Raw genomic sequence first — 22,510 nt, forward strand, 5'->3', positions numbered from 1 at the left:
TTTCAGTCCAGACAGGTTTTGATGGCGCCGACGACCCGCTCGACATCGTCGAGGGCCATGTCGGGGAACAGCGGAATCGAGCACAGGCGTGCCGAGTTCCATTCGGTGTTGGGCAAATGCACATCCGGGAAGCGCTGGCGGTAATAGCTGTGCAGGTGAGTGGCGACGAAATGGATGCCGCTGCCGATATTTTGTTCCTGCAGGGCCTTCATGAAACCGTCGCGATCGATGCCGCAACGCTCGGCGTCGATGCGCAGGATGAACAGGTGCCAGGCATGTTGCTGCGGATACTGCGGCAGGTGCAGCGGTTGCACCGGCAGGTCGCGCAATTGCTCCAGGTAGGCCTTGGCCAGGATCTCGCGCTGACGATTGATCGCGTCCAGGCGCCGCAACTGCACCAGGGCGATGGCGGCATTGATATCCGCCAGGTTGTATTTGAAGCCGGGCTCGATCACCTCGGCCTGGGGCTTGCGTCCGTGGGTCAGGCGGTCATAGGCATCGACGCCCAGGCCATGGAACTTGAGCATGCGCACCCGGTTGGCCAGGGCCTCGTCGTCGCTGACGAACATCGCGCCTTCGGCGCAGGTCATGTTCTTGATCGCATGGAAGGAAAAGATCGCCGTGCCCCGGGCGCCGACGGGCCGACCGCGATAGATGGTGCCGGCGGCGTGGGCGGCGTCTTCGATCACTGCGATGCCGTGTTTGTCGGCCAGGGCGTAGAGCGGATCGAGGTCGAAGGCGGCACCGGCGTAATGCACCGGAATGATCGCTTTGGTCCGTGGTGTGATCGCCGCTTCAATCGTGGCGGCATCGGTCATCAGGGTGTGCGGATCGACATCGACGAAGACCGGCGTCGCCCCCAGCAGGCAGATCATATTGGCCGTGGAAACCCAGGTCTGCGAGGGGGTGATCACCTCGTCGCCCGGGCCGATGCCCAGCGCTAGCAGGGTAATGTGCATGCCGCCGGTGGCCGATGACAACGCCACCGCGTGCTGGCAGCCGACCCGCGCGGCGAATTGCTGCTCGAGCTCCTGGTTTTTCGGTCCGGTGGTGATCCAGCCAGAGCGTAGAACCTGCTCGACCGCAGCGATCTCTTCATCGCCAATACTCGGACGCGAGAAAGGAAGGAAAGCCTGGTTCATTGAGACCTCGGGAAAAAGGATTTCAGCAATCGAAAGAAGAAAAAGCGCCTGTGCCACAGCTGGGACTATTCAAAAAAGGCGTTTTTGGTTCGGTCATTGAAGTACGTCCATAAGTGAGGTCGGTGTGGTCGTCCATGCCTGATTGCAGTAAAGACCATGCGGGGTAAAAGTAAAGCCATATCAGTGTGTTAGCTTTTGTTTCGATTAGATGACCGGGCTGATTTCCTGCGTCTATGAATGGATTCAGATTAAGCGGAAAAATGTGAAACGAACATGAAAAAAAGGCCAACGGAGCGTTTATCTTTCACCTAGACAGCCAGTGTTCAGACTTCGCCACTAGTTGATCGGGAAAACCCCTGTTACAGCATCCCCAAGGTGTTCTTTTTCGCGGATAACATGGATGAAAGTCGTTTGGCCGAGAGAGTTTTCTGCCTTTGCAGATGCCTCTGTTTTTCAAGCACCACCTGAACCAAGGAGCATCCGTTTGCCCACCGCCGATCCGTGGACGCTTCATCTTGCTGCCTTGACACCTTCGGGGCGCTCGACCATGGCGACCGATACGACCTTTGATAGGACCATGGCGTTCCCGTCGTATACTCCGTCGGGCTTGTAGCGGTGCTCGATCGTTTGCCTGAAGTCAAACCATGTGGAAAAAACCGGCGCTATTGTCGGCGGAACCCGGGAGAGGGAAGACGCTGGCAATAACACTGCTCTCATTCACCGCTGAATAACCACCGGCCATTCAATAACGAATAGAAGCCAACAAGAGGCTCGTTGTGTGACTGACAGAACACCCGCCAAAGGCGTTGCTCTTTTCAGCCTGTTGTTACTGCCGCTATTCCCGGGAACGATTCCTGTGCTCGAGGCGCACGAAGCCCTCGATTTTCTGATCCCGGACGCGCCGCCCCTGACCATGGTCAATCAGGGCGATCGTCACGGCATAGTCGGCGACATTGTTCTGCGGGCGCTGAACAACAGTGGATATGCCAGCGAACCCAGAACCCTGCCTTGGGCGCGGGCGCAGAAACATGCCATCGAAAACGACAACATCCTGATCGCGCCGCTCAGCCGCACGCCCGAGCGGGAAGATCGCTACACCTGGATTGCCCCGATCATGCCGATGGATCGGGAGTTTTTCAGCCTCGAGCATAAAGTGACGAGCTTCGAAGAAGCCCGGCAGCGTTTCAAGGCCATCGCCGTGGGGCTGGGCAGTGCCCAGGAAGAAATCCTGCGCAGCAAAGGCTTCGCCCCGGAGCAGATCTATGCGATCAAGATCGGCGAGAACCCCGCGCAATTGCTGTTGAAGGGCAGGGTGGACGCCTGGTTCAACGGGGTTCAGGAAAGCCGGTATATCTGGAAACGCGTCTCCAGTCGGCCGCTGTTGATGAGCCCACCCATGGTGAGTCATGAGCTGTACCTCGCCTGTTCCAAAGTGTGCGACGCCGAGGTCGTGATCCATGTCGCGAAGGCCATAGAGGCTATGCGCCGCGATGGTTATATCGAGAAAGTCAAAGACCGCTATCTAAATAACGACCCTTTAGCAAAACCAGGCAGTTTGTAGTTGAGTAGCTTCAGTTTTTACCACTCTTGGTAATAAGCAATGTTTGCGTGGCAACCAAGGCAAGTTTATTCCGGCAGTGCATCTTCATTGAGTCGAATGACCTCGTTGAGGCTTCTAAGGGTGTTGTTGAAGTTGTCCTTGGCATGGTTGAGCTTCTTGAATTGCTCCGCCAGCTCCCTGGTTTTTTGCTGCAATGCTTCTTCGCGTTTATCCAGTTCGCCCTGACGCGCTTCTTGTTGCGCCCGCACCGTGCTGTCGGATTGCCGACCCTCATCAAGTTGCCGTTGCAGTTGCTGTAACTGCTCTTCCTTCTGTTCGAGCGCGCGCGCTTTCTCCTGCAGTTGGGACTCTCTGGAGTCCAGGGTCTGCTGTTGTGCCTGGCTTTGCAGTTTCTGTTGCTTGAGCCGATTGGCGATGCTGGAAAACTCCATCAGGCTCGCCTCGACATCCTGCAGGAAGTGCTCGGGGTCGGTGCCCGGGAAAGGCCAGGCTTCATCCTGGGGTTCGGCCGAGGGTTGCTGTTCGTCCGGTATTGGCAGGGGGCCGGCATCGGAGTAGCGAATTTCGGCTTCGGGCGCATCTGGCTGGGGGCTTTGCGTTGCGCAGCTGCCCGCAGCCACGGTGGATTCGTGGTGTTCTTGCTCGGCGCTGTCGTTTGCCTGTTCGTCGAGCTGCGCCAGGGCGGCGTCGAGTTGCTGGTCATCGATGGCTGTGGGCAAATGCTCGGCCGCCGGGCCGAATTGAGCCGAATTCTGAAAGCTCAGCAGCTTGGCGATCCACTCTTTCTTGGTGCTCAACAGGCGATGGTCCGCCGCGGCGGCGGGCGGTAACTGTTGTTTGTTCAGGTCCAGCAGATGGTAGGGCACATCGCTTTCACGGTGTTCGCCGGTGGCTGCCTCGCGCAGGATCTGGCTGAACACGCGAATCGCTAGCTGCCCGTCCTCGTCCGAGTCCAGGGCGCCCAGGCAGTAATTGCCCCCTTCGTTGAATAACAAGGCGATATAGACGCGCAGATTATCGTCATCAAGGCTTTCGTTCAGGCTATAGGCGAGAAAGTTTCGACCTGCTTCTGGAACAGAAAAACTGCAGAGCAAAGCCGCTGTCAGCATTTGCTGCTCTTTGTTTTCGATGAAGATAGTGCGTAAGAGCATGTGTCACCCAGTAAACTTAAGTAAAAAATATGAGCGCTAGGATACTAGGAAATAATGTCAGCTGGCGTTAAGAGCAATACTTCGATCGCTTAGGATAAATCTTATAATTCTATTGAATAGTCTTATTCATATAATTTTATACCCTCGTTAAAAATATCAGCGTGTATTGTGTTGCGCCCATTCCGGCACAACACAGCTGTTGATCCTGTTACAACTATTCAATCTCAACCCCTGCTGAATATGAATGGCTTTTAGCTGTTCACCTCAGACTCTCTTGCTGAACCTGGAAGCCATGATCGAAATATCCAAACTAACCAAGTCTTTTTCCGGGCAGGTCGCGGTCGACGATCTGTCCTGTCATATCGGTCCGGGAGAAGTTCTGGGGATTCTTGGACCAAACGGTGCAGGCAAATCCACCACGATGAAAATGCTCACCGGCTTTCTGGCGCCGACTTCCGGCACCGCGAGCATCCTGGGGTTCGACATCCGCACCCAGACCCGTCATGCCCAGCAGCAGATGGGCTACTTGCCGGAAGGCGCACCCAGCTACAGCGACATGGCGGTACAGGGCTTTCTGGAGTTCATTGCCAGTGTTCGCGGCTATCGCGGTGCGCAGAAGCGTGAACGGGTGGACCGGGTGATCGACCTGCTGGAGCTCGGCGACGTCCGCCGGCAGACCATCGAGACCCTGTCCAAGGGCTTCACCCGCCGGGTCGGCCTGGGCCAGGCGATCCTCCACGATCCGCGGGTGCTGATTCTCGACGAACCCACCGACGGCCTCGACCCGAACCAGAAGCAACTGGTTCGCCAACTGATCCAGGACTTGGGCCAGGACAAGATAGTAATCATCTCGACCCACATCCTCGAAGAGGTGTCGGCCGTCTGCAACCGTGCCCTGATCATCAGCAATGGCCGCTTGCTGGCCGACAGCACGCCGTACGAGCTGGAGCGCAGTTCGCGCTATCGCCAGGCGGTGACCTTGCAGGCCGACGAGCCGCTGGACCTGCTGGCCCTGGTGGTATTGCCGGGTGTGGCGGGCGTCGAGGAGAACCCGGCCGAGGGCAGCCTGACGCTGCTGGCGCGGCCCGGCGAGGTGATTTTCCCTCAGGTCAACGCGCTGGTGACCGCGCGTGGCTGGAAGATGAAGCGCCTGGAACTGGAGCAGGGCCGTCTTGACGAGGTCTTCCAGACCCTGACCCGGGGAGAGTCGGCATGAGACAGTTACCGGTGATTTTCAAACGTGAGCTGGGCAGTTATTTCGCCACGCCGCTGGCCTTCGTGTTCATCGAGATCTTCCTGGTGCTCTCGGGCGTCTTCACCTTCTACCTGGGCAGTTTCTACGAGCGCAACCAGGCGGACCTGGCGCCGTTCTTCGACGTCCATCCCTGGCTCTATCTGTTCCTGCTGCCGGCCCTGGCCATGCGCCTGTGGTCGGAGGAGCGCAAGTCCGGCAGCATCGAACTGCTGATGACCCTGCCGGTGAGCTGTTTCGAAGCGGTGGTCGGCAAGTTCCTCGCCGCTTGGGTGGTCGCCGGCATCACCCTGCTGTTGACCCTGCCCATGGTGCTCACCGTGAACTATCTGGGGAACCCGGACAATGGCGCGATACTGACCGGCTATCTGGGCAGTTGGCTGCTTGCCGGCACCTACCTGGCGATCGGCTCCTGCATGTCCGCCATGGCCAAGAGCCAGGTGATCGCCCTGATCCTCGCCTTCATGGTGTGCTTCCTGTTCGTTGCCTGCGGTTTCTCCCTGGTGCTGGATGCACTCAATCCGTGGGCGCCGCAATGGCTGTTGGACTTGCTGGCCTCGCTGAGCCTGCTGACGCATTTCGGCGCGATCAGCAAAGGACTGATCGATCTGCGCGATCCGCTGTATTTCCTCAGCGTGATCGTCGCCTGGCTGATGGCCACGGTGGTGACGGTCAACCTGAAGAAAGCCGAGTGAGGACGATTCGATGAAACGCATGCTGTATTCCACTTCCGGTCTGTTGCTGATTGCCTTGCTGTTCCTGGCCTTCAACCTGGCGACCGGGCTGCTGATCACCGGTGTCCGGCTCGACCTGACCCAGAACAAGCTCTACTCCATCAGCGCCGGCACCCGGCAGATTCTCGCGGAGCTGAAACAACCGCTCGACCTGTATTTCTACTTTTCCGACAGCGGCTCGAAGGAACTGGTGCCAATGCGCGGCTATGCCCAGCGGGTCCAGGAACTGCTCAAAGTCTACGAGCGCGAGGCCGACGGCAAGATCCGCCTGCATGTCATCGACCCGCTGCCGTTTTCTGCGGAGGAGGACAAGGCCGCCGAGTTTGGCCTGCAGGCCGTGCCGCTGGGGCAGGGCGGAGCGCCCGTGTATTTCGGCCTGGCCGGTACCGATGAGCAGAACAACGCCCAGGCGATCGAGTTTTTCGCGCCGGACCAGGAAGAGTTCCTCGAGTACGACATCAGCCGCTTGCTGCAGACCCTGGCCAACCCCAAGCGCCCGACCCTGGGCCTTTTGAGCAGCCTGCCGGCCAACGGTGGCTTCGATATCCGCACGCAGAGCAAGACCGAGCCGTGGATGCTGATCCAGGAGCTGCGTCGGGAGTTCGATCTGCAACAGCTCAAGCCCGATACCCAGGACATCCCGAAAGACGTCGACATCCTGATGTTGCTGCACCCGAAAAAACTCTCGCAGCCGACCCTGTACGCCATCGACCAGTTCGTGTTGCGCGGCGGCAAGCTGGTGGCCTTCGTCGATCCCTACAGCGAGCAGGACTCCGGCGAGGAGTACTTCGGCATCCAGAGCAAGGACAAGTCCTCCAATCTCGAGCCATTGTTCAAGGCCTGGGGCATCCATATGCAGCCGGGCAAGGTCCTGGGGGACAACCTCTATGCCTTGCTGGAGACTTCCGAGGAGGACGGGCGTCCGCTGCCGCGGCCGTTCACCCTGGGTGTGCCGCAGGCTGCCTTGAGCCAGCAGGACCCGAGTACCGCCGGGCTGGAGTTCATTGCCCTGACCACCGCCGGCATCCTCGAACCGGTGGCCGGCGCCAGCACGCACTTCACACCGCTGATGTACAGCTCCGACTCGGCCAAGGCCTTCGAGGCGGACCGTTTCGACAAGCCAGCCGACCGCAAACAGATGCTGCGCGACCAGGAACAGCCCAGCCAGCGTTATGTGATCGCCGCCCGGGTGCAAGGCCCGGTACGCACAGCCTTTGCCGACGGCATCGAGGGTCGCAAGGACGGCCTCAAGGAGGCGCAGCAGGTCAACCTGGTGGTGGTGGCCGATACGGACCTGTTGAGCGACCGGATGTGGCTGGAAATGCAGGACGTCAACGGGCGTCCGGCAGCACGGCCATGGGCCGACAACGCCTCCTTCGTGCTCAATACCCTGGACAACCTCGCCGGTTCGGACGCCCTGAACAGCCTGCGTTCGCGCGGCCCCTACAGTCGTCCGTTCGTGGTGGTGGAGCAATTGCGCCGTCAGGCCGAAGCCAGTTTCCGCGCCAAGCGCTTCGCCCTCGAGGAAAGTCTCGAGGAAACCGAAGGCAAGCTGCAGCAGTTGCAGGGTTCGTCGGACAAGGGCGAGAGCCTCAGCGCCGAACAGCAGGCGACGGTGCGCCAGTTCCTGCAGGAGAAAACCCGCATTCGCAAGGAACTGCGCGAGGTGCAGTACCAGCTGAACGCCAATATCGATGAGCTGGGCAGGACCTTGAAGATGCTCAACATCGCCGCGGTTCCGCTGCTGTTGAGCCTTGGCATGCTGCTGGTCTGGGCCGTGCGCTACCTGCGCCGGAGCAAGGACCTGTCGCGCAAGTCTGCGCCGCTCGGCAAGGTAGCCGGCTCACGGCGAGCGTAAGTGACCAGGGCCCGACCTGCCATTCATGCGCCAGGTCGGGCAGCGCCAGGGCGAGGCGCTGCTACGCTGGGAGCAACTCCCCAACCTGCGATCCCGACATGACTGACCCGCTCCCGCCCACGCCTGCTTGCAGCGCCCGACAACTGCTGACCGCCCTCAACCTGGAACCGCACACGGAAGGCGGTTACTACCGCCGGACCTTCCAGACGGACCAGCGGCCGCTGCTCGCCAGTGCGGGCGGGCAGCGGTACTTGATGACCTCCATCTATTACCTGCTGACCGGGGATTCGCCCATCGGTCACTTTCATCTGAACCAGTCCGACATCCTGCATTACTTTCACCTCGGCGATGCCCTCGAATACTGCCTGGTGTACCCGGATGGCCGCCTGGAAACCCGGGTGATGGGCAGCGATGTGCTGGCCGGTCAGTGCTTGCAGCTTCATGTCCCCGGCGGTGTATGGAAGGCCTCGCGGCTGCTGCCCGGCGCGGCGGGCTACGGCCTGATCAGCGAAGCGGTGTGCCCCGGGTTCGACTACGCGGACATGCAGCTGGGCTGCAAGCGCCAGCTCAGCGAACGCTTCCCGCTGCACGCCGAATTGTTCGAGCGGCTCTGCCAACCCTGAAGAAAACCGTCGCGCCGATTGCTCATTGCGATCAGTCAAGTGTCACTTGCGATCATTGTTGCGTGCGGCGCCCGGCGCTTATGGTGGCTCGGTCAATCACCGTCGAACGACAGCTCCCCGGTCCACCCCTTGCAAGCGACAGGAGAACACCATGTCCGATCTGAAACTGCATCCCCAGGCTGCCGCCTCCCTGCAACGCTGGCACGCCATGCTGGCCCAGGGTGACCTGGGCGCCTTGCCTGAACTGCTGGATTCGACAGTGGTATTCCGTTCGCCCATGGCCCATACGCCTTATCCGGGCGCGCCGGTGGTCTCGACCATCCTCAATACTGTGTTCAAGGTGTTCAGCGACTTCGCCTATCACCGTCAACTGGTCACCGCCGATGGCCTGAGCGTGGTGCTGGAGTTCAGCGCAAGGGTTGGCGAGCGGCAGATCAAGGGCATCGACCTGATCCGCTTCGACGAAGCCGGCAAGATCGTCGAATTTGAGGTGATGGTCCGTCCCATGAGCGGCCTGCAGGCCCTTGGCGAAGAAATGGCACGCCGCCTGGCGCCCTATCTGGCGGCGAGCAAGGCGTCTGGCTGAGCCGCCAGCAAGAGCAGGGCTGCCCTGTGGAGGCCGGATCCTCGACTAGACTCACGCGATCGATGAAAGCGAGCATGAGGTTCCGGTCATGGCAAAAAACAAAAAGGGCGCCGCCAAGGGCGTTCCCGCAGAATCTGCGAAACTGAGCAAAAAAGACTACGAGGATCAGCTGCGCCGGCTGCATGTGGAACTGGTCAAGCTGCAGGAGTGGGTGCGCGAAAAAGGCATCAAGATCTGCATCGTCTTCGAGGGGCGCGACGGCGCCGGCAAGGGCGGGACCATCAAGGCCCTCACCGAGCGCCTGAGCCCGCGGGTGTTCCGGGTGGTGGCGCTGCCGGCACCGACCGACCGCGAGAAAAGCCAGATGTACCTGCAGCGCTACCTGCCGCACCTGCCGGCGGCGGGCGAAGTGGTGATCTTCGACCGCAGCTGGTACAACCGCGCGGGCGTCGAGCGGGTGATGGGCTTTTGCAGCGAAGAGCAGGCGGACGGCTTCCTCAAGGCGGTGCCGCTGGTGGAGCGGGCGATCGTCGATTCGGGCGTGATCCTGCTCAAGTACTGGCTGGAAGTCAGCCCGGAAGAACAGACCCGCCGCCTCGAAGCACGGATCAAGGACGGGCGCAAAATCTGGAAGCTGACGCCGATGGACGTCAAGTCATACAGCCGCTGGTATGACTATTCCCGTGCCCGCGACGCGATGTTCAAGGCCACCGACACCGAACATGGGCCCTGGCTGGTGGCCGACTCCAACGATAAGCGCCGCGCGCGCCTCAATATCATCAGCGACCTGCTCAGCCGCATTCCCTACAAGGAAGTACCACGGGAGAAAGTGGTGTTGCCCAAACGCCAGAAGCCGGGCGGCTACCGGGAATCGGACCACCCGCTGCGACGGGTTCCGCAGAAGTTCTGAGCGCCAGGCATAAGCTCATCTACCCGCCAAGGATCAGTGTCCGATGAACCACTCGGGGTCTTCACCGCCCGTCCCGGAACCTGGCCGGATCGCCCGCCGGGACGCCGGCGACGAACAGCATCGCTGGAGCCGCTGGCTGCCGGGGCTGCGCATGCTGCGCGAATACCGCGTGGCCTGGTTGCGTCACGATTTCGTGGCCGGGCTGGTGTTGACCACGGTGCTGGTGCCTGTCGGCATCGCCTACGCGGTGGCGTCGGGGCTGCCCGGCATCTATGGCCTCTACGCGACCATCGTGCCGTTGCTCGCCTATGCGATGTTCGGCCCCAGCCGGATCCTGGTGTTGGGGCCGGATTCCTCACTGGTCGCGGTGATCCTCGCTGTGGTCCTGCCACTGTCCGGTGGTGACCCGCAGCGCGCGGTCGTCCTGGCGAGCATGATGGCGATCGTATCGGGGGCGGTATGCGTCCTGGCCGGTATCGCGCGCCTGGGTTTTGTCACTGAATTGCTTTCCAAACCGATCCGCTACGGCTATATGAACGGTATCGCATTGACGGTATTGATCAGCCAGTTGCCGAAACTCTTCGGCTTCTCGGTGGACGCCAACGGGCCGCTGAGCAACCTGTGGGCCATCGCCACAGCGGTGCTGGAGGGCAAGCCCAACTGGACCGCCTTCATGGTCGGTGCGGCGACCCTGGCGCTGATCCTGCTGTTCAGAAAACACAAGCGGGTACCGGGCATTCTGATCGCCGTCACCGCGGCGACGGTCGCTGTCGCGGTGCTGGACCTTGCGGCAACCGCCGGCGTTTCGGTCCTGGGTTCTCTGCCACAAGGCCTGCCGGCGTTCGCCATCCCCTGGATCAGCCGCGCCGATATCGGCCCGGTGCTGATCGGCGGTTGCGCGGTGGCCCTGGTTTCGTTCGCCGATACCAGCGTGCTTTCCCGTGTCTATGCGGCGCGGACCCGCACCTACGTCGACCCGAACCAGGAGATGGTCGGGCTTGGCGTCGCCAACCTGGCCGCCGGGCTTTTTCAGGGTTTTGCGGTCTGCAGCAGTTCGTCGCGCACCCCGGTGGCCGAGGCCGCCGGTGCCAGGACCCAGGTGACCGGGGTCATAGGCGCCCTGGCCGTCGCCTTGCTGCTGGTGCTAGCCCCGAACCTGCTGGAAGATCTGCCCACCAGCGCCCTGGCCGCGGTGGTGATCGCATCGGCCATCGGCCTGATCGAAGTCAGCGACCTGCGGCGGATTTATCGCATCCAGCAATGGGAGTGCTGGCTGTCCATCGTCTGCACCGTTGGCGTGGCCGTGCTGGGCGCAATCGAAGGCATCGGCCTGGCCATCGTGATCGCCGTCATTGAGTTCCTGTGGGATGGCTGGCGCCCTTACTCGGCGGTCCTGGGGCGGGCGGAAGGGGTCAAGGGTTATCACGACATCACGCGTTATCCCGACGCGCGCCTGATTCCTGGCGTGGTGCTGTTTCGCTGGGACGCCCCGTTGTTCTTCGCCAATGCCGAGCTGTTCCATGACCGGGTGCTGGACGCCGTGGCGGCCTCGCCAACGCCGGTGCGCTGGCTGGTGGTGGCGGCGGAACCGGTCACCAGCGTCGACGTGACGTCCGCCGACATGCTGGCGGAACTGGACGACACCCTGCACCAGGCCGGCATCGAGCTGTGTGTGGCCCAGATGAAAGACCCGGTCAAGGACAAGCTGAAGCGGTTCGGGCTGTTCGCACGGTTTGGCGAAGCGGCGTTCTTCCCGACCATAGACGATGCCGTCGACAGCTACCTCGCGCTACAGCCGCTGGAGGGGGAAGGGGACGACGAGCAACCTTGAACGGCAGGCGCCTGATTGACGCTTGTTTGTCTCGCTGTCGCTGCGCCACATCATCGCGCGAGGGCGGGAGCGCCAGAGGTGGCCGCGACTATACTGCGCCGCGGATGCATGGAACCAATACCACAGGGAAGTAAGGATCGATCATGGATTACAGGCGTCTTGGCCGTTCAGGGCTGAAGGTTTCCGCCATTGCGCTGGGAACCGCGCAATGCGACTGGTGGGTGAATGAAGCGACATCGCGCAGGTTGTTCGATACCTACGTCGAGTCAGGTGGCAACCTGATCGACACCGCCGATGTCTATCCGGTCTTTGCCGACGGGGTGGGTGGCAAGGCCTCGGAGGAGTTCGTCGGGCGCTGGTTGCAGACCACGACCAAGCGGCACGAGGTGCTGCTGGCGACCAAGGTGTCCGGGCGCATGGGGCCAGGGCCGAATGACCAGGGGCTTTCCTGGCGGCATATCGTCAAGGCTGTCGAAGGTTCCTTGAGCCGCTTGCAAGTCGACTGCATCGACCTGTATCAGGCGCATGACGACTACGACGATGTGCCGGTGGAGGAGACGCTACGGGCCTTCGACCATCTGGTGCAGCGTGGGCTGGTTCGTTATGTGGGGTGCTCCAACTTCAAGGCCTGGCGGTTGATGAAGTCGCTGGCGATCAGCGAGCGCTCGGCCCTGGCGGGCTATGTCAGCGTCCAGGAACGCTACAACCTGCTGGAGCGTGATCGAATCGAGTCCGAACTGCAGCCGCTGTGCGTGGAGGAGGGAGTCGGTCTGTTGCCCTACAACCCCTTGGCCAAGGGCTTTCTCTGCGGCCGCTACCAACAGCAGGCAGCCTTGCCGGGCTCGCCTCGCGCGGCGGGCGTGCAGCGAGACTACTTCAACGCCCGGAACTGGCAGACCCTCGAGGTGCTGCGGCGGATCGCCCAGGAGCGCGACAGCAGCTGCACCCAGGTTGCCCTGGCCTGGCTGTTGTCTCGCCCCGCCGTGGTCGCACCCGTGGTGGGAGCCAGCTCGGTCGAGCAACTGCGGGAGATCATGGCGGCCCCGCAGTTGCAGCTGTCGCAGGCCGATCTGTATCAGTTGAACCAGGTAAGCGCCGCGCCCGTGGTCTGAACCCGGGGCCGAGGTGATCAGGCGTTGCTGGCCGGCCTGCCCATGCGCAGGCCGAGCCGTACCTGCCGAAGGTAGTCATGCCGGTTGTAAGGGTTGGCCATGGTCCGCTCCCGGCAGGGGGGGGGGGCCGCAACTGGCGCATAGCTGGCGAGTTCGCTTTCCATGAAGCCCAGGCCGCTGGTGGCGTTAGGGATTTCATGTTGCAGCCGGTAGATGCGCGTGGTGACGATCGAGCCTTGAATGCGCACGGTCTCGCCGCTCAGGGTCGCACCGTTGAGGGTGGCGCCGGCCTTGGCCAGCAAGGCATGGACTGGGCTGCTCAGCGCCGCGGGCACCTCGATGCGGAACTGGCTGCGCGGCTCGCACACCTGGGTACCGGCCCGTCCGATCGCCGCAGCGAGCACCAGGGGGGTGAGGTGGCGGAAATCAGCGGCCGTGCTCGAGGGGGATGCATAGTCGACCCTGGTCAGCGCGACTTCGCAGTCGTGCACCGCCCAGCCATGCCGGCCTTCCCGGAGGGTTTCGAAGACCGATTCCTCGATGGCCTTGTAGAAGCTCGTCGGCATCAGCCCGGCATGGGCTTCGCGGATGAATGTCTGGCCCGATCCCGGCGCCCCCGGACTGACCCGAATACCCACGGTGGCGAGGAAGGGATTGCCTTCATCGTCGAGCGACTCCAGGCCCTCGGCGGTCGACAGCAACGTTTCGACGCAGATGGCCGAGCTTTCCTCGAAGAGGGCCTGGATGTCGTACTCGTCCTGCAGCGTGGCCTGGATGATCTCTTTCTGTACCTCGCCGTACAGCGAGACGAACACCTGGCCCGCGGCGTTTCTTCGCAGGTCGATCAGCGGATCCTGCTCGGCCAGCGCGCCGAGCGCCTCCCAGAGCGCCTTGGTCTGCGCCGGCGAAGTGGGGGAGACGTGGGTTTCGATAGCCGGAGGGGTGAAGGTGTGGGCGCCTTTGCCGCGCTCGCTGCAAGCGCCGATGCGGTCACCGATGCGCACGCCTTCGAGCCCGGTGATGCAGGCAATCTGGCCCGCGGCGGCCTGGGTGGCGGGTTGCAAGCCGCCGCTGGCGGACACATGAATGCCGGTGACCCTGGACGCACCTTGCGGCGTGTCGACGGTTTGCCTGAGGCGCAAGGTCCCGGCCAGCATGCAGAGATGAAAGCGCTTGTGCCTACCCCAGCCTCTGTCGATCTTGAACACCGAGGCAAGCACAGGGGCACTGGCGTCGTAGGACTTGACCGGGGCCAGCCGGGCGATTGCCTCGATCATCTGGGCGACGCCGACCCCGGTGATGGCGGACCCGGCGAACACCGGGTTGACCAGGCCTTGGCCAAGTTGCTGGCGCAACTCCCGCTCGAGGCGCGCCTTGCCAATGGCTTCAGGGGCGCTGACATAGTCGTGCAGCAAGGCTTCGTCATGCTCGCACAGCAGATCCAGCCACTGCGCCATCACCTGGGGCGCCGCCGGATCGCTGGTTTCGACCCTCGCCAGGCCAGTCCCGGCATCGTGCACGCTGACCAGTGACAGGGGCCGGCTCTTCAGGTGGCTGCCGAGCGCCTCCAGGGTGCGCTGGAAGTCGGCCCCCTTGCGATCGACCTTGTTGACGAAGAACACATGGGGAATCGCCAGTCGCTGCAGGGCGCCTACCAGTACGCGGGTCTGGGCCTGGACCCCCTCGATCGCCGACACCACGATAATGGCGATGTCCAGCAAGGCCAGCGTGCGCTCCACCTCGGCGATGAAGTCCGGGTGCCCGGGAGTGTCCAGCAGGTTCACCAGGATGCCGTCGAGCTCGAACGAAGCCACCGCGGACCTGATGGTGATGCCGCGTTCACGCTCCAGGAGCAGGTTGTCGGTGTAGGTGCTGCCCGAGTCCACACTGCCCAGGCGCGGCCTGGCGCCGGCGTCGAAAAGTATCCGCTCGGTCAGGCTGGTCTTGCCGGCATCGACATGCGCCAGGATACCCATGCTCAGGGATTTCATCGTCGATCGCTCCTGATCTTCGCGACTGCCGGGCAGCCTGTTGAGTTCCATTCATGTGCCTTGTTTCCGTCTGCGGACAAGTCCATGTACCGTTCTGGAAGGAAGTTTAATTAGTTGAGTTTTGTCAAAGCGTCAAGCAGAGGCGAAGTATTAAAAGTTGTTGCGGCGATAAGCTCGTGGGTATAGGCATTCAAATGAAACGGCGCAGCGATTGATAACCGTTCGAGTGGATGGTCGCAGTGGCGCCGTTGTGATTTTTTTTGCGCGGGTAAGTCGCTGATAACAATGGGCTCTATATATGTTCTAACTGTTCAGTTAAATTTTTGTGCGGTTGAGTATATGTTCTAAGTATATAAAGGATGAACGGTTTTCTCCGCTACTGCTTTTCGGCTAAATAAATTTTTTTGGATGAGTTTCCTTGACCTTTTTCGGGGTGGCAACTAGACCTGATATCGCTGCAACTCGGCAGCAACCTTTAATCACATGGAGATAGTGAAATGATTAAATATCAAAGCGTTCAGACCCGAATTCTTTCGGCGCTGTTCATCCTCTGATTGTCTGCTGTACACAAGATACCGGTGTCTTGTGAAGTACGGCCGAAGCATTGCTTCGGCCGTATTTTTAATCACACCTCTCGCGGTTCCTACATGTCATAGGGAGATGATATGTCCAGAAAAGTGGATGACGCATTCTCGCGCGCCGTGTTCTTTTACGATGACGCGGGCGTGCATCAAACGAACTGGTCCCGCTCTGTGTGTGCGGGGCTGGCGGAACAGAATTTCGACGAAGTGCCTTATCGGGTGCCTCAACTTCTTGAACCCTCGACACTGGTCGAAGTCGCGCAGCGGCACGCCATCAGCGTCAATGAGCTCGAGTTTTTCTCGTACGGGATGGACGGTCCGGTCGCCAAGCTGAAGTGGCTGGCGGACCTGCGCGAATGGGCTCCGCCGGTGCAGAAACTGAGCCTGGCACAGTCCCTGGCCGCCAGCTGCCGGTACCGCTTCGCCAATCAGGTACTGGCCGAGGTACCTTATGACGCGCTCTATCCCGATCAGCGGGTGACTTATCATCTGGCCCGCTTTGCCATTCAGAACCGTCTCGAGATGCAATCCTCGCATCAGGACGACTTCACCGCACTCAAGGCGCTCATGCAGGCCCATCGGCTGTCGCCAGCCCGGGTACTGGATGTCTGCTCCCAGGCGATTGTCTGGAAAATCAAGGGCAATGCCATCGATGACGAGCTGAACCGCTGGTTCATCGGCACGGGCGAGGCGGCGGTCAAGCAGATTGCCTCGAGCGCCACGCCGGCGGATCTGGTTTCGCTGTCTTCGTTCTATCGCGGCCTGGCCATGGTGCCGGCGGCCCGGGGCGACGTCGCCACCACGCGGCAATACATGCTGCTGGCCGAAGAGTATGCCGAGGCGGTGTTGCGCGGCGAGAGAGGCGGCAGTATCGAGGCCCGGGAAGCACGCAAGACTGTCTACGAGTCAAAGCTCAAGGAAATGCTCTACGTCGCCCGCGATGTCGAAAGTGCCCGGCGTGTGGCCGATGAGCTGCTTGCCTACGATCCCGACTGGAGTATTTCCTATCACGAGGCCGGTGAGGTCGAAGTGGTCGACCGGCAATGGCAACGCGCGTTGCAACGCTTCCAGAAGGCTTACGACATCGGCTTTCCACGGGTGACTTACTCGCAATACATGATCGGTGCCTGTCATCAGCAACTGGGGAACTTCGACCAGGCGCTGGACGCGTTCAAGAGCACCCTGTTACTCGACAAGACAAATATATCCGCCGGTATCGCCGGTTATGAAGTAGCCCGGCAACATTCGCCGGAAGTGCTGCCGTTCTTCAAATCCTATATCGATACCTGGGAAACCGACGGCCTGTTGCCGGATGATTATCGAGGGCTTGTCCAATGAATGCTCCGCTCGACAGGATCAGAATCGTGGGTATCGATCATATCCAGCTCGATGTGGCCGATATTGAAGAAAGCCAGGCGTTTTATGCGCGGGTGTTCGGTTTCGAAGTGAAGGAGGTGGGTATTCGTGCCTTTACCCGCTGGATGATTATTGGCGCGGATCAGACACTGTATTTATGCATGCATGAATATGCCGAAGGGCGGGGTGTAAAGAATGATGGTCTGGAAATTACTCACTTCGGTATTTTGGTGGAAGACTTCGATCATGTTCTGCTGCAACTACGCGATCACGGCGTGAAGTTGCTCCCCGATTATGAAGTTCAATACCACTCTTCACGTTCGGTTTATTTTCTCGATCCCAATGGTTACAAGATCGAGATATCCGAGAAGTACGGCGGCGGCATAGAAGACGCCAGGCGGAAAATGTGCCAATAAGCAGCGCGACGGACCGGGAAGTGTCCGGGGGAGGGTGGCGTGTCGGATTACGCTGAGCATTTGCAAAGCACATGGTACAAAAACAACCAGGCGCTGCGCTGTTACAGGCCATGGCGGGATACGCCGGCGCTGGACTGGCACGCCAAGCCGACTCATCAGCGCACGATTCCCTGCGCGGAACGGGTATGGAGCATTCCGTGCAGGATCGGCGAGGACCGCATCGTTTTCGGCTGCTGGGACAACAGCCTGCAGTGCGTCAGCCTGCGCGATGGCGCGCACCAGTGGCGTTTCGCGACCCAGGGGCCGGTCTACAGCTCTCCTGCGGTGTCGGACGATGGCAGTTTCGTGGTGGGTTGCGAGGACCATGTCTTGCGCCGGATAAGCCAGGATGGCGAATGCCTCTGGGCCTTTCATGCCCAGGGGCCATTCCATGCCAGCCCGACCATCGATCCAGCCAGAAGCATCGTCTACGCAGGCAGCTACGATCATACGTTGTACGCTCTTGACCATGCCTCGGGCAGGTTGCTGTGGAAGCAGTCGTTCGACGAGCAGGTGGAGGACGATCTCTACAGCTCGCCAGCACTGGATGCGGACGGCAATGTCATCGTCGGCACCGACAATATCCTGATGTGCTTCAGGCCCGACGGCGAGGAGCGCTGGAGAATCACCGAAACCGGCAGGTTCGAAGGCACCGCGGCGGTCGACCATGCCTCGGGGCGTGGCGTCATAGGCACGGAAGTCGACGGCAAGATCATCGTGTTCGAGACCAAAAGCGGTACGGTCCTCAGGCAATTTCACACCGATGGCTTCGTGGTGTCTTGCCCGAGCCTGTCCCCGCAGGGGGTGGCGTACGTCGGCAGCAATGACGGGCATGTGTACGGGATCGACCTGCACAGCCTGCAATGCCTGTGGCGGGTCAACCTGGAGTGCGAGTTCAGGTACACGCCCTTTACCGTGCTGCCTTCCGGCGATGCCTTGCTGGTCGGCACGGATGAGCGCCTGCATTGCCTGGCGCAACGCACCGGCGAGAGCCTGTGGCGCCTGGAGCACAGTGGCGGTTTTCATTCCTCGCCACTGCTTACGGATGACGGTCACCTGGTGATCGGCTCGCATCGCAACGCCGTACATTTCTATCGATGGATCCGCTGACGCGGGTCGAATCCCAACTGCAAACAGGAGTGTTGGATGAGTCACGAACTGGAAGTCGAGGCGCTCTTCGACGAGTGGGCCATCGAGGATGGCGCGGTGGACATGGCCCGGGAACATTGGGCCCGGGTCGAGCCTGTGCTGTCCGCCCTTGAACCATCTACAGGGCGTTACCTGGAGATCGGGCCGGGCAATGGTTACGCCCTGGAGTACATGGCCAGGTCGAAGTTCGCCAGCGGGCATTGCCTTGCCGTGGAACTCAGCCAGGAAATGGCCCGCATGTGCGCCACCAGGGTGTCCGACCTGGATAACGTCGAGATCGACGTCGAGAGCTTCCTGAACTGGCGCCCGCCAGCGGGCCGCCATTTCGATCTGATCTTCTCCATGGAGGTGTTCTATTACTTCGAGGACATCGCCGCCGCCATCGAGAAAGCCGCCAGCCTGCTGGCGCCGGGCGGAGAACTGATCGTCATGGTCGACTACTACGAGGAAAGCCACGAGTCGCAGGACTGGGCGCAAGAGCTGGGCGTGAAGCTGACGCGCTGGCCGCAAGCTCGCTATCTCGACGCCTTCAAGGCGGCGGGCTTGCAGGCGGTGACCCAGGAGGTGAAAAGCGGTGGCGTGCACGAGCACGGGCTGACGCTTTGCACCCGGGGCAAGCGCCCTTAGACCGATACCCAGGCGACGGGGAAACTGGACATCGATTGCAGCCGCAGGGAGAGCGCTGGTGATATCCCATCTTGATCACATCGTCTATCCGCTGCCGGAGGGCCTGTTCGCGGAGGTCATCGGACAGTGGGAGCGGGCAGGCTTCATCGGGCATACGCGACAAGTGCAGCACAGCGACGGACGCGTAAGCGCCTTCTTCAGGTTGAGTGGGGGGTATCTTGAGTTCTGTTCCGAGGGGGCCGTGGAGGGGCAGGATCTTCGACCCTGTTCGATCTGGCTCTGCTCGACCGATCTGCTGGCGGATGTCGAAGGCCTTTCGCCCGCGCGGCGTGCGGCCCTGGCGGTGACCGAGAAGACGCCGTTGGGCGAGGAGGCACCGGCCTGGCTGATTGCCAGCCTGCCGGCCCGCAGCCCGGGAGATGTACCGGTGTCGGTCATTCAGTACCTGCGCGGTATCGGTACGGACCTCACCCTGCTGGTAGCGGAAAATGGCCTGTTTGCGATCAGCGGGGTGTCATTGCTCTGCGCCCAGCCCGAGCAGGATCGACGCCATTGCTTCGAAGGCCTTGGCGACGTGACGGGGAGCATCGGCACGGAGGAGGGGCACTTGTCCATCGGTCACCAGTGGCTGGCGTTTCTGCACCGCGCAGCGCAGCGCCACAGTGGGCCGGTGGATTTGGCGCGGGCGTCCTGCCTGGTGCACCTGGCCACGGTCGACCTGGGTCGGACAACCGCGATGCTCGAAGCGGCCGACTTCGCCCTGGACCACGTGCCCGGCCTGGGCCTGCTCGCCCAGTCAAAGGTCGCGCCGTCGATCTGTCTTGTAATCGACACGGGATTGTCCCCTGCCTGGCATCAGGCGCAACTGCTGGCGCGCCGCCGATAAATACGCCGCGCCACAGCTGCCGATGGTCCCGGCCAGCCGGGCAAGTACCGCGGATCACCATGCTAGTATTCTGGCGTTTTGGCTGAATCGCAGGACGCGCGAGTTATCAAGGAGATGTATGTCAAAAGCAATCGAGCTGTGTGATGTCAGCAAGGTATACGAAGTGTATCGAGCCAGTGACGGCCATTCACGCAGCCTGCTCCGGTATTTTCGGCGTGAGAAAGAGTTCATCCCCGCGGTCAGGGATGTCTCCTTTTCGATCGACGCGGGTGAGGTGGTCGGGTTTCTCGGCGGCAATGGCGCGGGCAAGACCACGACCCTGAAAATGCTCTCGGGCATCGTCCGGCCCAGCAGCGGGCATCTCTCGGTCCTGGGACATGAACCCTTCAAGAGACGGCCGGAATTCCTCAAGTCGATCACCCTGGTCATGGGGCAAAAGCAGCAACTGACCTGGGACTTGCCGGCGCTGGAGTCTTTCCACCTGCACGGTGCCCTCTACGACATACCGCCTGCCGAATGCCGGCGCCGGATCGATGAACTGTGCGAGTTGCTGTCGGCCGGCGACATCGCCCGCCGCCCGGTCAGGAAGCTGTCCCTGGGCGAGCGGATGAAATGCGAGCTCATCCTGTCGTTGCTGCATCGCCCGAGCATTCTGTTTCTCGACGAGCCCACCATCGGCCTGGACCTGGAAATGCAGGTCGCGATCCGCAAATTCCTCGTCGACTACAACAAGGCGTTCGGGGCGACGATCATCCTGACCTCGCACTACATGGCGGACATCGAGGCGCTGGCCAACCGGGTCATCGTCCTGGACCGTGGCCAGGTGGTGTTCGACGGCGGTCGGCAGGCGCTGGTGAAGGCCCATGTTTCCGAGCGCCGGGTGTGCCTGCGTTTCTCCTCGGCGGTCAGCGACGAGTCCCTGCGCCCCTATGGCGAGTTGATCCGGCTGGACAACGAAGGCGCAGAACTGCTGGTGCCCGAAGAGGAGGTCGCCAAGACCGTGGCGCAGTTGCTGGCGAGCTTCCCGGTGACCGACATCTCGATCCAGAGCCCATCCCTCGAGCAGGCGTTCCCCCGGTTACTGCTGCCAAGGGAGCACGCCTGATGGTCGCCCTGGCTTCGTTGCCCGGCATTGCCGGGCGCCTGATCCGCACGAGCGTGCTGGTGACCGTGATCTACCGGGCGCAGCTGTTCGTGTGGCTGATCAGCGGCGTCGCGCCGTTGTTCATGATGCTGATCTGGTGGGAGCTTTCCCGGGACCAGGTGATTGGTGGGTACGCTGCAAGCGATTTCGTGGCGTATTTCCTGGGCATCTATCTGGTCAGGCAACTGACTGCGGTCTGGGTCATCTTCGTGCTGAACGACGAGATACGCCACGGCACCTTGTCGGGCCGCCTGCTCAAGCCGGTCGCGCCGTTCTGGTTCCATGTGGCCGAACATCTGGGGCAGATGCTGGTGCGCGCGCCGATCGTGGTGACGGTGTTCTGCATCGGCGCCTCCCTGTTCGACCTCGACCTGCCGGGCATCGCCAGGCAGCTACCGTTTTTCCTGGTCTCGCTGGTCCTGGCCTGGATCATCATTTTCCACATCTATTACTGCGTCGGCCTGCTGGCATTCTGGATGGCCAATTCCGTGGCGCTGGATGCCCTGGTCTGGTCGATGTACACCGTTCTGGGCGGCACGCTCATTCCCGTCGACCTGTTCCCCGAGGCGACCCGCTCCATCGTCGCGCTGCTGCCGTTCGCCTCGGCTCTGGATTTTCCCGTCAAGGTGCTGATCGGTAAGGCCGCGGGCATCGAGCTGTTGTACGGTTTCGTGGCCCAGCTGTTCTGGGTGCTGGTGCTGGTGGCGTTGCGCCGGGGCCTGTGGCGCCAGGGCCTGAAGCGCTTTTCCGGAGCCGGCATATGAGCCTGAGAACCTTGAAAGTCCTGCTGGCCCTGATCAGGCATTCGATGCTCGCGGAACTGGAGTTTCGCGCCAATGCCCTCACCAATGCGGTGAATACGGTGGTCGGCATGCTCCTGGCGCTGTACTTCCTGGATGCCATGTTCGCCGAAGTCGGCAGCCTGGGCGGCTGGAACCTCCACCAGGTGTTGGCGCTGTTCGGCGTGGCGCTGATCCTCGAGGGCCTGCTGGAGGTCTGGCTGTTTCCCAGCCTGCACGCGTTGTCGGAGAAGGTGCGCACCGGTGACCTGGATTACCTGCTGGTGCGTCCGGTCGACAGTCAGTTCCTGGTGTCCTGTTCGAAGATCAGCCTCTGGGAACTGCCCCGGGTGCTGATCGGCCTTGCCGTGGTGCTGTACGCCATGTACAGCGAAGGCGCGCTGGGTGCAGGCAACCTCGCAGCGTTCCTCGGGCTGATGGCCGCGGGGGTGGCGATTTTCTACTCGGTGTTCCTGATCACCTGCACCTTGTCGATCTGGTTCGTGAAGATCGGCGATGTCTGGATCATCAGCTATACGCTGATGGAAATCGCACGGTTTCCGGTATCGGCCTTTCCGCAGACGATCCGCACGATACTGACCTTCCTCGTCCCGGTGTATTTCGTTTCCAACGTTCCGGTTACCGGGGCCATGGGCATGGTCGGATGGCCGCAGGTACTCGGCGCGATTCTGTTCGCCGTCGCCTTCCTGTGCCTGTCCAGGGTGTTCTGGCTGTTTGCCCTGAGGTCCTACAGCAGCGCTAGCAGCTAGTGCTTCAAGGTG

Annotated in this window: 20 protein-coding genes; 17 read left to right on the top strand and 3 right to left on the bottom strand. The window is 61.5% G+C overall.

The annotated features are described in order from the left end of the window. Positions 1 to 2: 2 nt before the first annotated feature. Positions 3 to 1,142 (bottom strand): UDP-4-amino-4-deoxy-L-arabinose aminotransferase, encoded by a 1,140-nt coding sequence (arnB, locus tag AC07VU_RS19995; protein ID WP_274302761.1) that lies wholly within the window; start codon positions 1,140 to 1,142, stop codon positions 3 to 5. 778 nt (positions 1,143 to 1,920) lie between these two features. Between arnB and AC07VU_RS20000 the strand changes: the two genes are divergently transcribed. Continuing rightward, complete coding sequence (locus tag AC07VU_RS20000; protein WP_495030316.1) at positions 1,921 to 2,703, top strand: substrate-binding periplasmic protein; 783 nt, start codon at positions 1,921 to 1,923, stop codon at positions 2,701 to 2,703. Between the two features lie 65 nt (positions 2,704 to 2,768). Here the strand turns inward: AC07VU_RS20000 and AC07VU_RS20005 are convergent, their stop codons facing one another. Continuing rightward, a complete protein-coding gene (locus tag AC07VU_RS20005; protein ID WP_495030317.1) occupies positions 2,769 to 3,812 on the bottom strand; it encodes a hypothetical protein in 1,044 nt (347 codons plus the stop codon). 334 nt (positions 3,813 to 4,146) lie between these two features. Here AC07VU_RS20005 and AC07VU_RS20010 point away from each other — a divergent pair, with 334 nt between their 5' ends. The 8 genes from AC07VU_RS20010 to AC07VU_RS20045 all read left to right on the top strand — a co-directional run bounded on the left by AC07VU_RS20010 (position 4,147) and on the right by AC07VU_RS20045 (position 12,760). After that, a complete protein-coding gene (locus AC07VU_RS20010; RefSeq protein WP_007925682.1) occupies positions 4,147 to 5,070 on the top strand; it encodes an ABC transporter ATP-binding protein in 924 nt (307 codons plus the stop codon). Further along, positions 5,067 to 5,801: an ABC transporter permease subunit gene (locus tag AC07VU_RS20015; RefSeq protein ID WP_124351051.1), complete on the top strand. Its 735-nt coding sequence runs from the start codon at positions 5,067 to 5,069 to the stop codon at positions 5,799 to 5,801. Before AC07VU_RS20010 ends, AC07VU_RS20015 begins: the two co-directional genes overlap by 4 nt. A 10-nt stretch (positions 5,802 to 5,811) precedes the next feature. Then, entirely contained in the window at positions 5,812 to 7,698 is a 1,887-nt protein-coding gene (locus tag AC07VU_RS20020; protein ID WP_277588860.1) for a GldG family protein, read from the top strand. Between the two features lie 98 nt (positions 7,699 to 7,796). Next, positions 7,797 to 8,321, top strand: coding sequence for a cupin domain-containing protein (locus AC07VU_RS20025; RefSeq protein WP_495030318.1), 525 nt, complete (start codon positions 7,797 to 7,799; stop codon positions 8,319 to 8,321). Positions 8,322 to 8,472: 151 nt separating this feature from the next. Continuing rightward, positions 8,473 to 8,907 (top strand): nuclear transport factor 2 family protein, encoded by a 435-nt coding sequence (locus tag AC07VU_RS20030; RefSeq protein WP_277588858.1) that lies wholly within the window; start codon positions 8,473 to 8,475, stop codon positions 8,905 to 8,907. 88 nt (positions 8,908 to 8,995) lie between these two features. Next, a complete protein-coding gene (gene ppk2 / locus AC07VU_RS20035; protein ID WP_495030319.1) occupies positions 8,996 to 9,817 on the top strand; it encodes a polyphosphate kinase 2 in 822 nt (273 codons plus the stop codon). 43 nt (positions 9,818 to 9,860) lie between these two features. Further along, positions 9,861 to 11,648: a SulP family inorganic anion transporter gene (locus AC07VU_RS20040; protein ID WP_495030320.1), complete on the top strand. Its 1,788-nt coding sequence runs from the start codon at positions 9,861 to 9,863 to the stop codon at positions 11,646 to 11,648. A 143-nt stretch (positions 11,649 to 11,791) separates the two neighbouring features. Next, positions 11,792 to 12,760: an aldo/keto reductase gene (locus AC07VU_RS20045; RefSeq protein WP_274302775.1), complete on the top strand. Its 969-nt coding sequence runs from the start codon at positions 11,792 to 11,794 to the stop codon at positions 12,758 to 12,760. Between the two features lie 17 nt (positions 12,761 to 12,777). Here AC07VU_RS20045 and AC07VU_RS20050 read toward each other — a convergent pair whose 3' ends face one another. Then, positions 12,778 to 14,751, bottom strand: a complete 1,974-nt coding sequence (locus tag AC07VU_RS20050; protein WP_495030321.1) for a GTP-binding protein — start codon at positions 14,749 to 14,751, stop codon at positions 12,778 to 12,780. 800 nt (positions 14,752 to 15,551) lie between these two features. On the opposite strand from AC07VU_RS20050, the gene AC07VU_RS20055 reads away from it, so the two are divergent. The 8 genes from AC07VU_RS20055 to AC07VU_RS20090 all read left to right on the top strand — a co-directional run bounded on the left by AC07VU_RS20055 (position 15,552) and on the right by AC07VU_RS20090 (position 22,498). Beyond that, positions 15,552 to 16,670, top strand: a complete 1,119-nt coding sequence (locus AC07VU_RS20055) for a tetratricopeptide repeat protein (protein ID WP_274302779.1) — start codon at positions 15,552 to 15,554, stop codon at positions 16,668 to 16,670. 26 nt (positions 16,671 to 16,696) lie between these two features. Beyond that, on the top strand, positions 16,697 to 17,104 hold the full coding sequence (locus tag AC07VU_RS20060; protein ID WP_277588854.1) for a VOC family protein: 408 nt from the start codon (positions 16,697 to 16,699) through the stop codon (positions 17,102 to 17,104). 39 nt (positions 17,105 to 17,143) lie between these two features. Beyond that, positions 17,144 to 18,253 carry an outer membrane protein assembly factor BamB family protein gene (locus tag AC07VU_RS20065; RefSeq protein ID WP_274302782.1) on the top strand — a complete coding sequence of 370 codons (1,110 nt, stop codon included), beginning with the start codon at positions 17,144 to 17,146 and terminating at the stop codon, positions 18,251 to 18,253. Positions 18,254 to 18,289: 36 nt separating this feature from the next. Continuing rightward, complete coding sequence (locus AC07VU_RS20070) at positions 18,290 to 18,919, top strand: class I SAM-dependent methyltransferase (protein ID WP_274302784.1); 630 nt, start codon at positions 18,290 to 18,292, stop codon at positions 18,917 to 18,919. A gap of 58 nt (positions 18,920 to 18,977) precedes the next feature. Further along, positions 18,978 to 19,805: a hypothetical protein gene (locus AC07VU_RS20075; RefSeq protein WP_457276392.1), complete on the top strand. Its 828-nt coding sequence runs from the start codon at positions 18,978 to 18,980 to the stop codon at positions 19,803 to 19,805. A 118-nt stretch (positions 19,806 to 19,923) separates the two neighbouring features. Then, a complete protein-coding gene (locus AC07VU_RS20080; protein WP_495030322.1) occupies positions 19,924 to 20,910 on the top strand; it encodes an ABC transporter ATP-binding protein in 987 nt (328 codons plus the stop codon). Next, positions 20,910 to 21,713 carry an ABC transporter permease gene (locus tag AC07VU_RS20085; RefSeq protein WP_495030323.1) on the top strand — a complete coding sequence of 268 codons (804 nt, stop codon included), beginning with the start codon at positions 20,910 to 20,912 and terminating at the stop codon, positions 21,711 to 21,713. The genes AC07VU_RS20080 and AC07VU_RS20085 overlap by 1 nt, the downstream gene beginning before the upstream one ends. Beyond that, on the top strand, positions 21,710 to 22,498 hold the full coding sequence (locus tag AC07VU_RS20090) for an ABC transporter permease (protein ID WP_457276393.1): 789 nt from the start codon (positions 21,710 to 21,712) through the stop codon (positions 22,496 to 22,498). Before AC07VU_RS20085 ends, AC07VU_RS20090 begins: the two co-directional genes overlap by 4 nt. Positions 22,499 to 22,510 lie beyond the last annotated feature (12 nt).

The organism is Pseudomonas sp. GW821-FHT02B10, assembly GCF_059421865.1.

Excerpts from the sequence above, each read along its gene's own strand:
- AC07VU_RS20080 (WP_495030322.1), top strand. The coding sequence starts at position 19,924 with ATGTCAAAAGCAATCGAGCTGTGTGATGTCAGCAAGGTATACGAAGTG.
- ppk2 (WP_495030319.1), top strand. The coding sequence starts at position 8,996 with ATGGCAAAAAACAAAAAGGGCGCCGCCAAGGGCGTTCCCGCAGAATCT.
- AC07VU_RS20015 (WP_124351051.1), top strand. The coding sequence starts at position 5,067 with ATGAGACAGTTACCGGTGATTTTCAAACGTGAGCTGGGCAGTTATTTC.
- AC07VU_RS20040 (WP_495030320.1), top strand. The coding sequence starts at position 9,861 with ATGAACCACTCGGGGTCTTCACCGCCCGTCCCGGAACCTGGCCGGATC.
- AC07VU_RS20010 (WP_007925682.1), top strand. The coding sequence starts at position 4,147 with ATGATCGAAATATCCAAACTAACCAAGTCTTTTTCCGGGCAGGTCGCG.
- arnB (WP_274302761.1), bottom strand. The coding sequence starts at position 1,142 with ATGAACCAGGCTTTCCTTCCTTTCTCGCGTCCGAGTATTGGCGATGAA.
- AC07VU_RS20085 (WP_495030323.1), top strand. The coding sequence starts at position 20,910 with ATGGTCGCCCTGGCTTCGTTGCCCGGCATTGCCGGGCGCCTGATCCGC.
- AC07VU_RS20030 (WP_277588858.1), top strand. The coding sequence starts at position 8,473 with ATGTCCGATCTGAAACTGCATCCCCAGGCTGCCGCCTCCCTGCAACGC.
- AC07VU_RS20090 (WP_457276393.1), top strand. The coding sequence starts at position 21,710 with ATGAGCCTGAGAACCTTGAAAGTCCTGCTGGCCCTGATCAGGCATTCG.
- AC07VU_RS20025 (WP_495030318.1), top strand. The coding sequence starts at position 7,797 with ATGACTGACCCGCTCCCGCCCACGCCTGCTTGCAGCGCCCGACAACTG.
- AC07VU_RS20050 (WP_495030321.1), bottom strand. The coding sequence starts at position 14,751 with ATGAAATCCCTGAGCATGGGTATCCTGGCGCATGTCGATGCCGGCAAG.
- AC07VU_RS20020 (WP_277588860.1), top strand. The coding sequence starts at position 5,812 with ATGAAACGCATGCTGTATTCCACTTCCGGTCTGTTGCTGATTGCCTTG.
- AC07VU_RS20045 (WP_274302775.1), top strand. The coding sequence starts at position 11,792 with ATGGATTACAGGCGTCTTGGCCGTTCAGGGCTGAAGGTTTCCGCCATT.
- AC07VU_RS20005 (WP_495030317.1), bottom strand. The coding sequence starts at position 3,812 with ATGCTGACAGCGGCTTTGCTCTGCAGTTTTTCTGTTCCAGAAGCAGGT.
- AC07VU_RS20070 (WP_274302784.1), top strand. The coding sequence starts at position 18,290 with ATGAGTCACGAACTGGAAGTCGAGGCGCTCTTCGACGAGTGGGCCATC.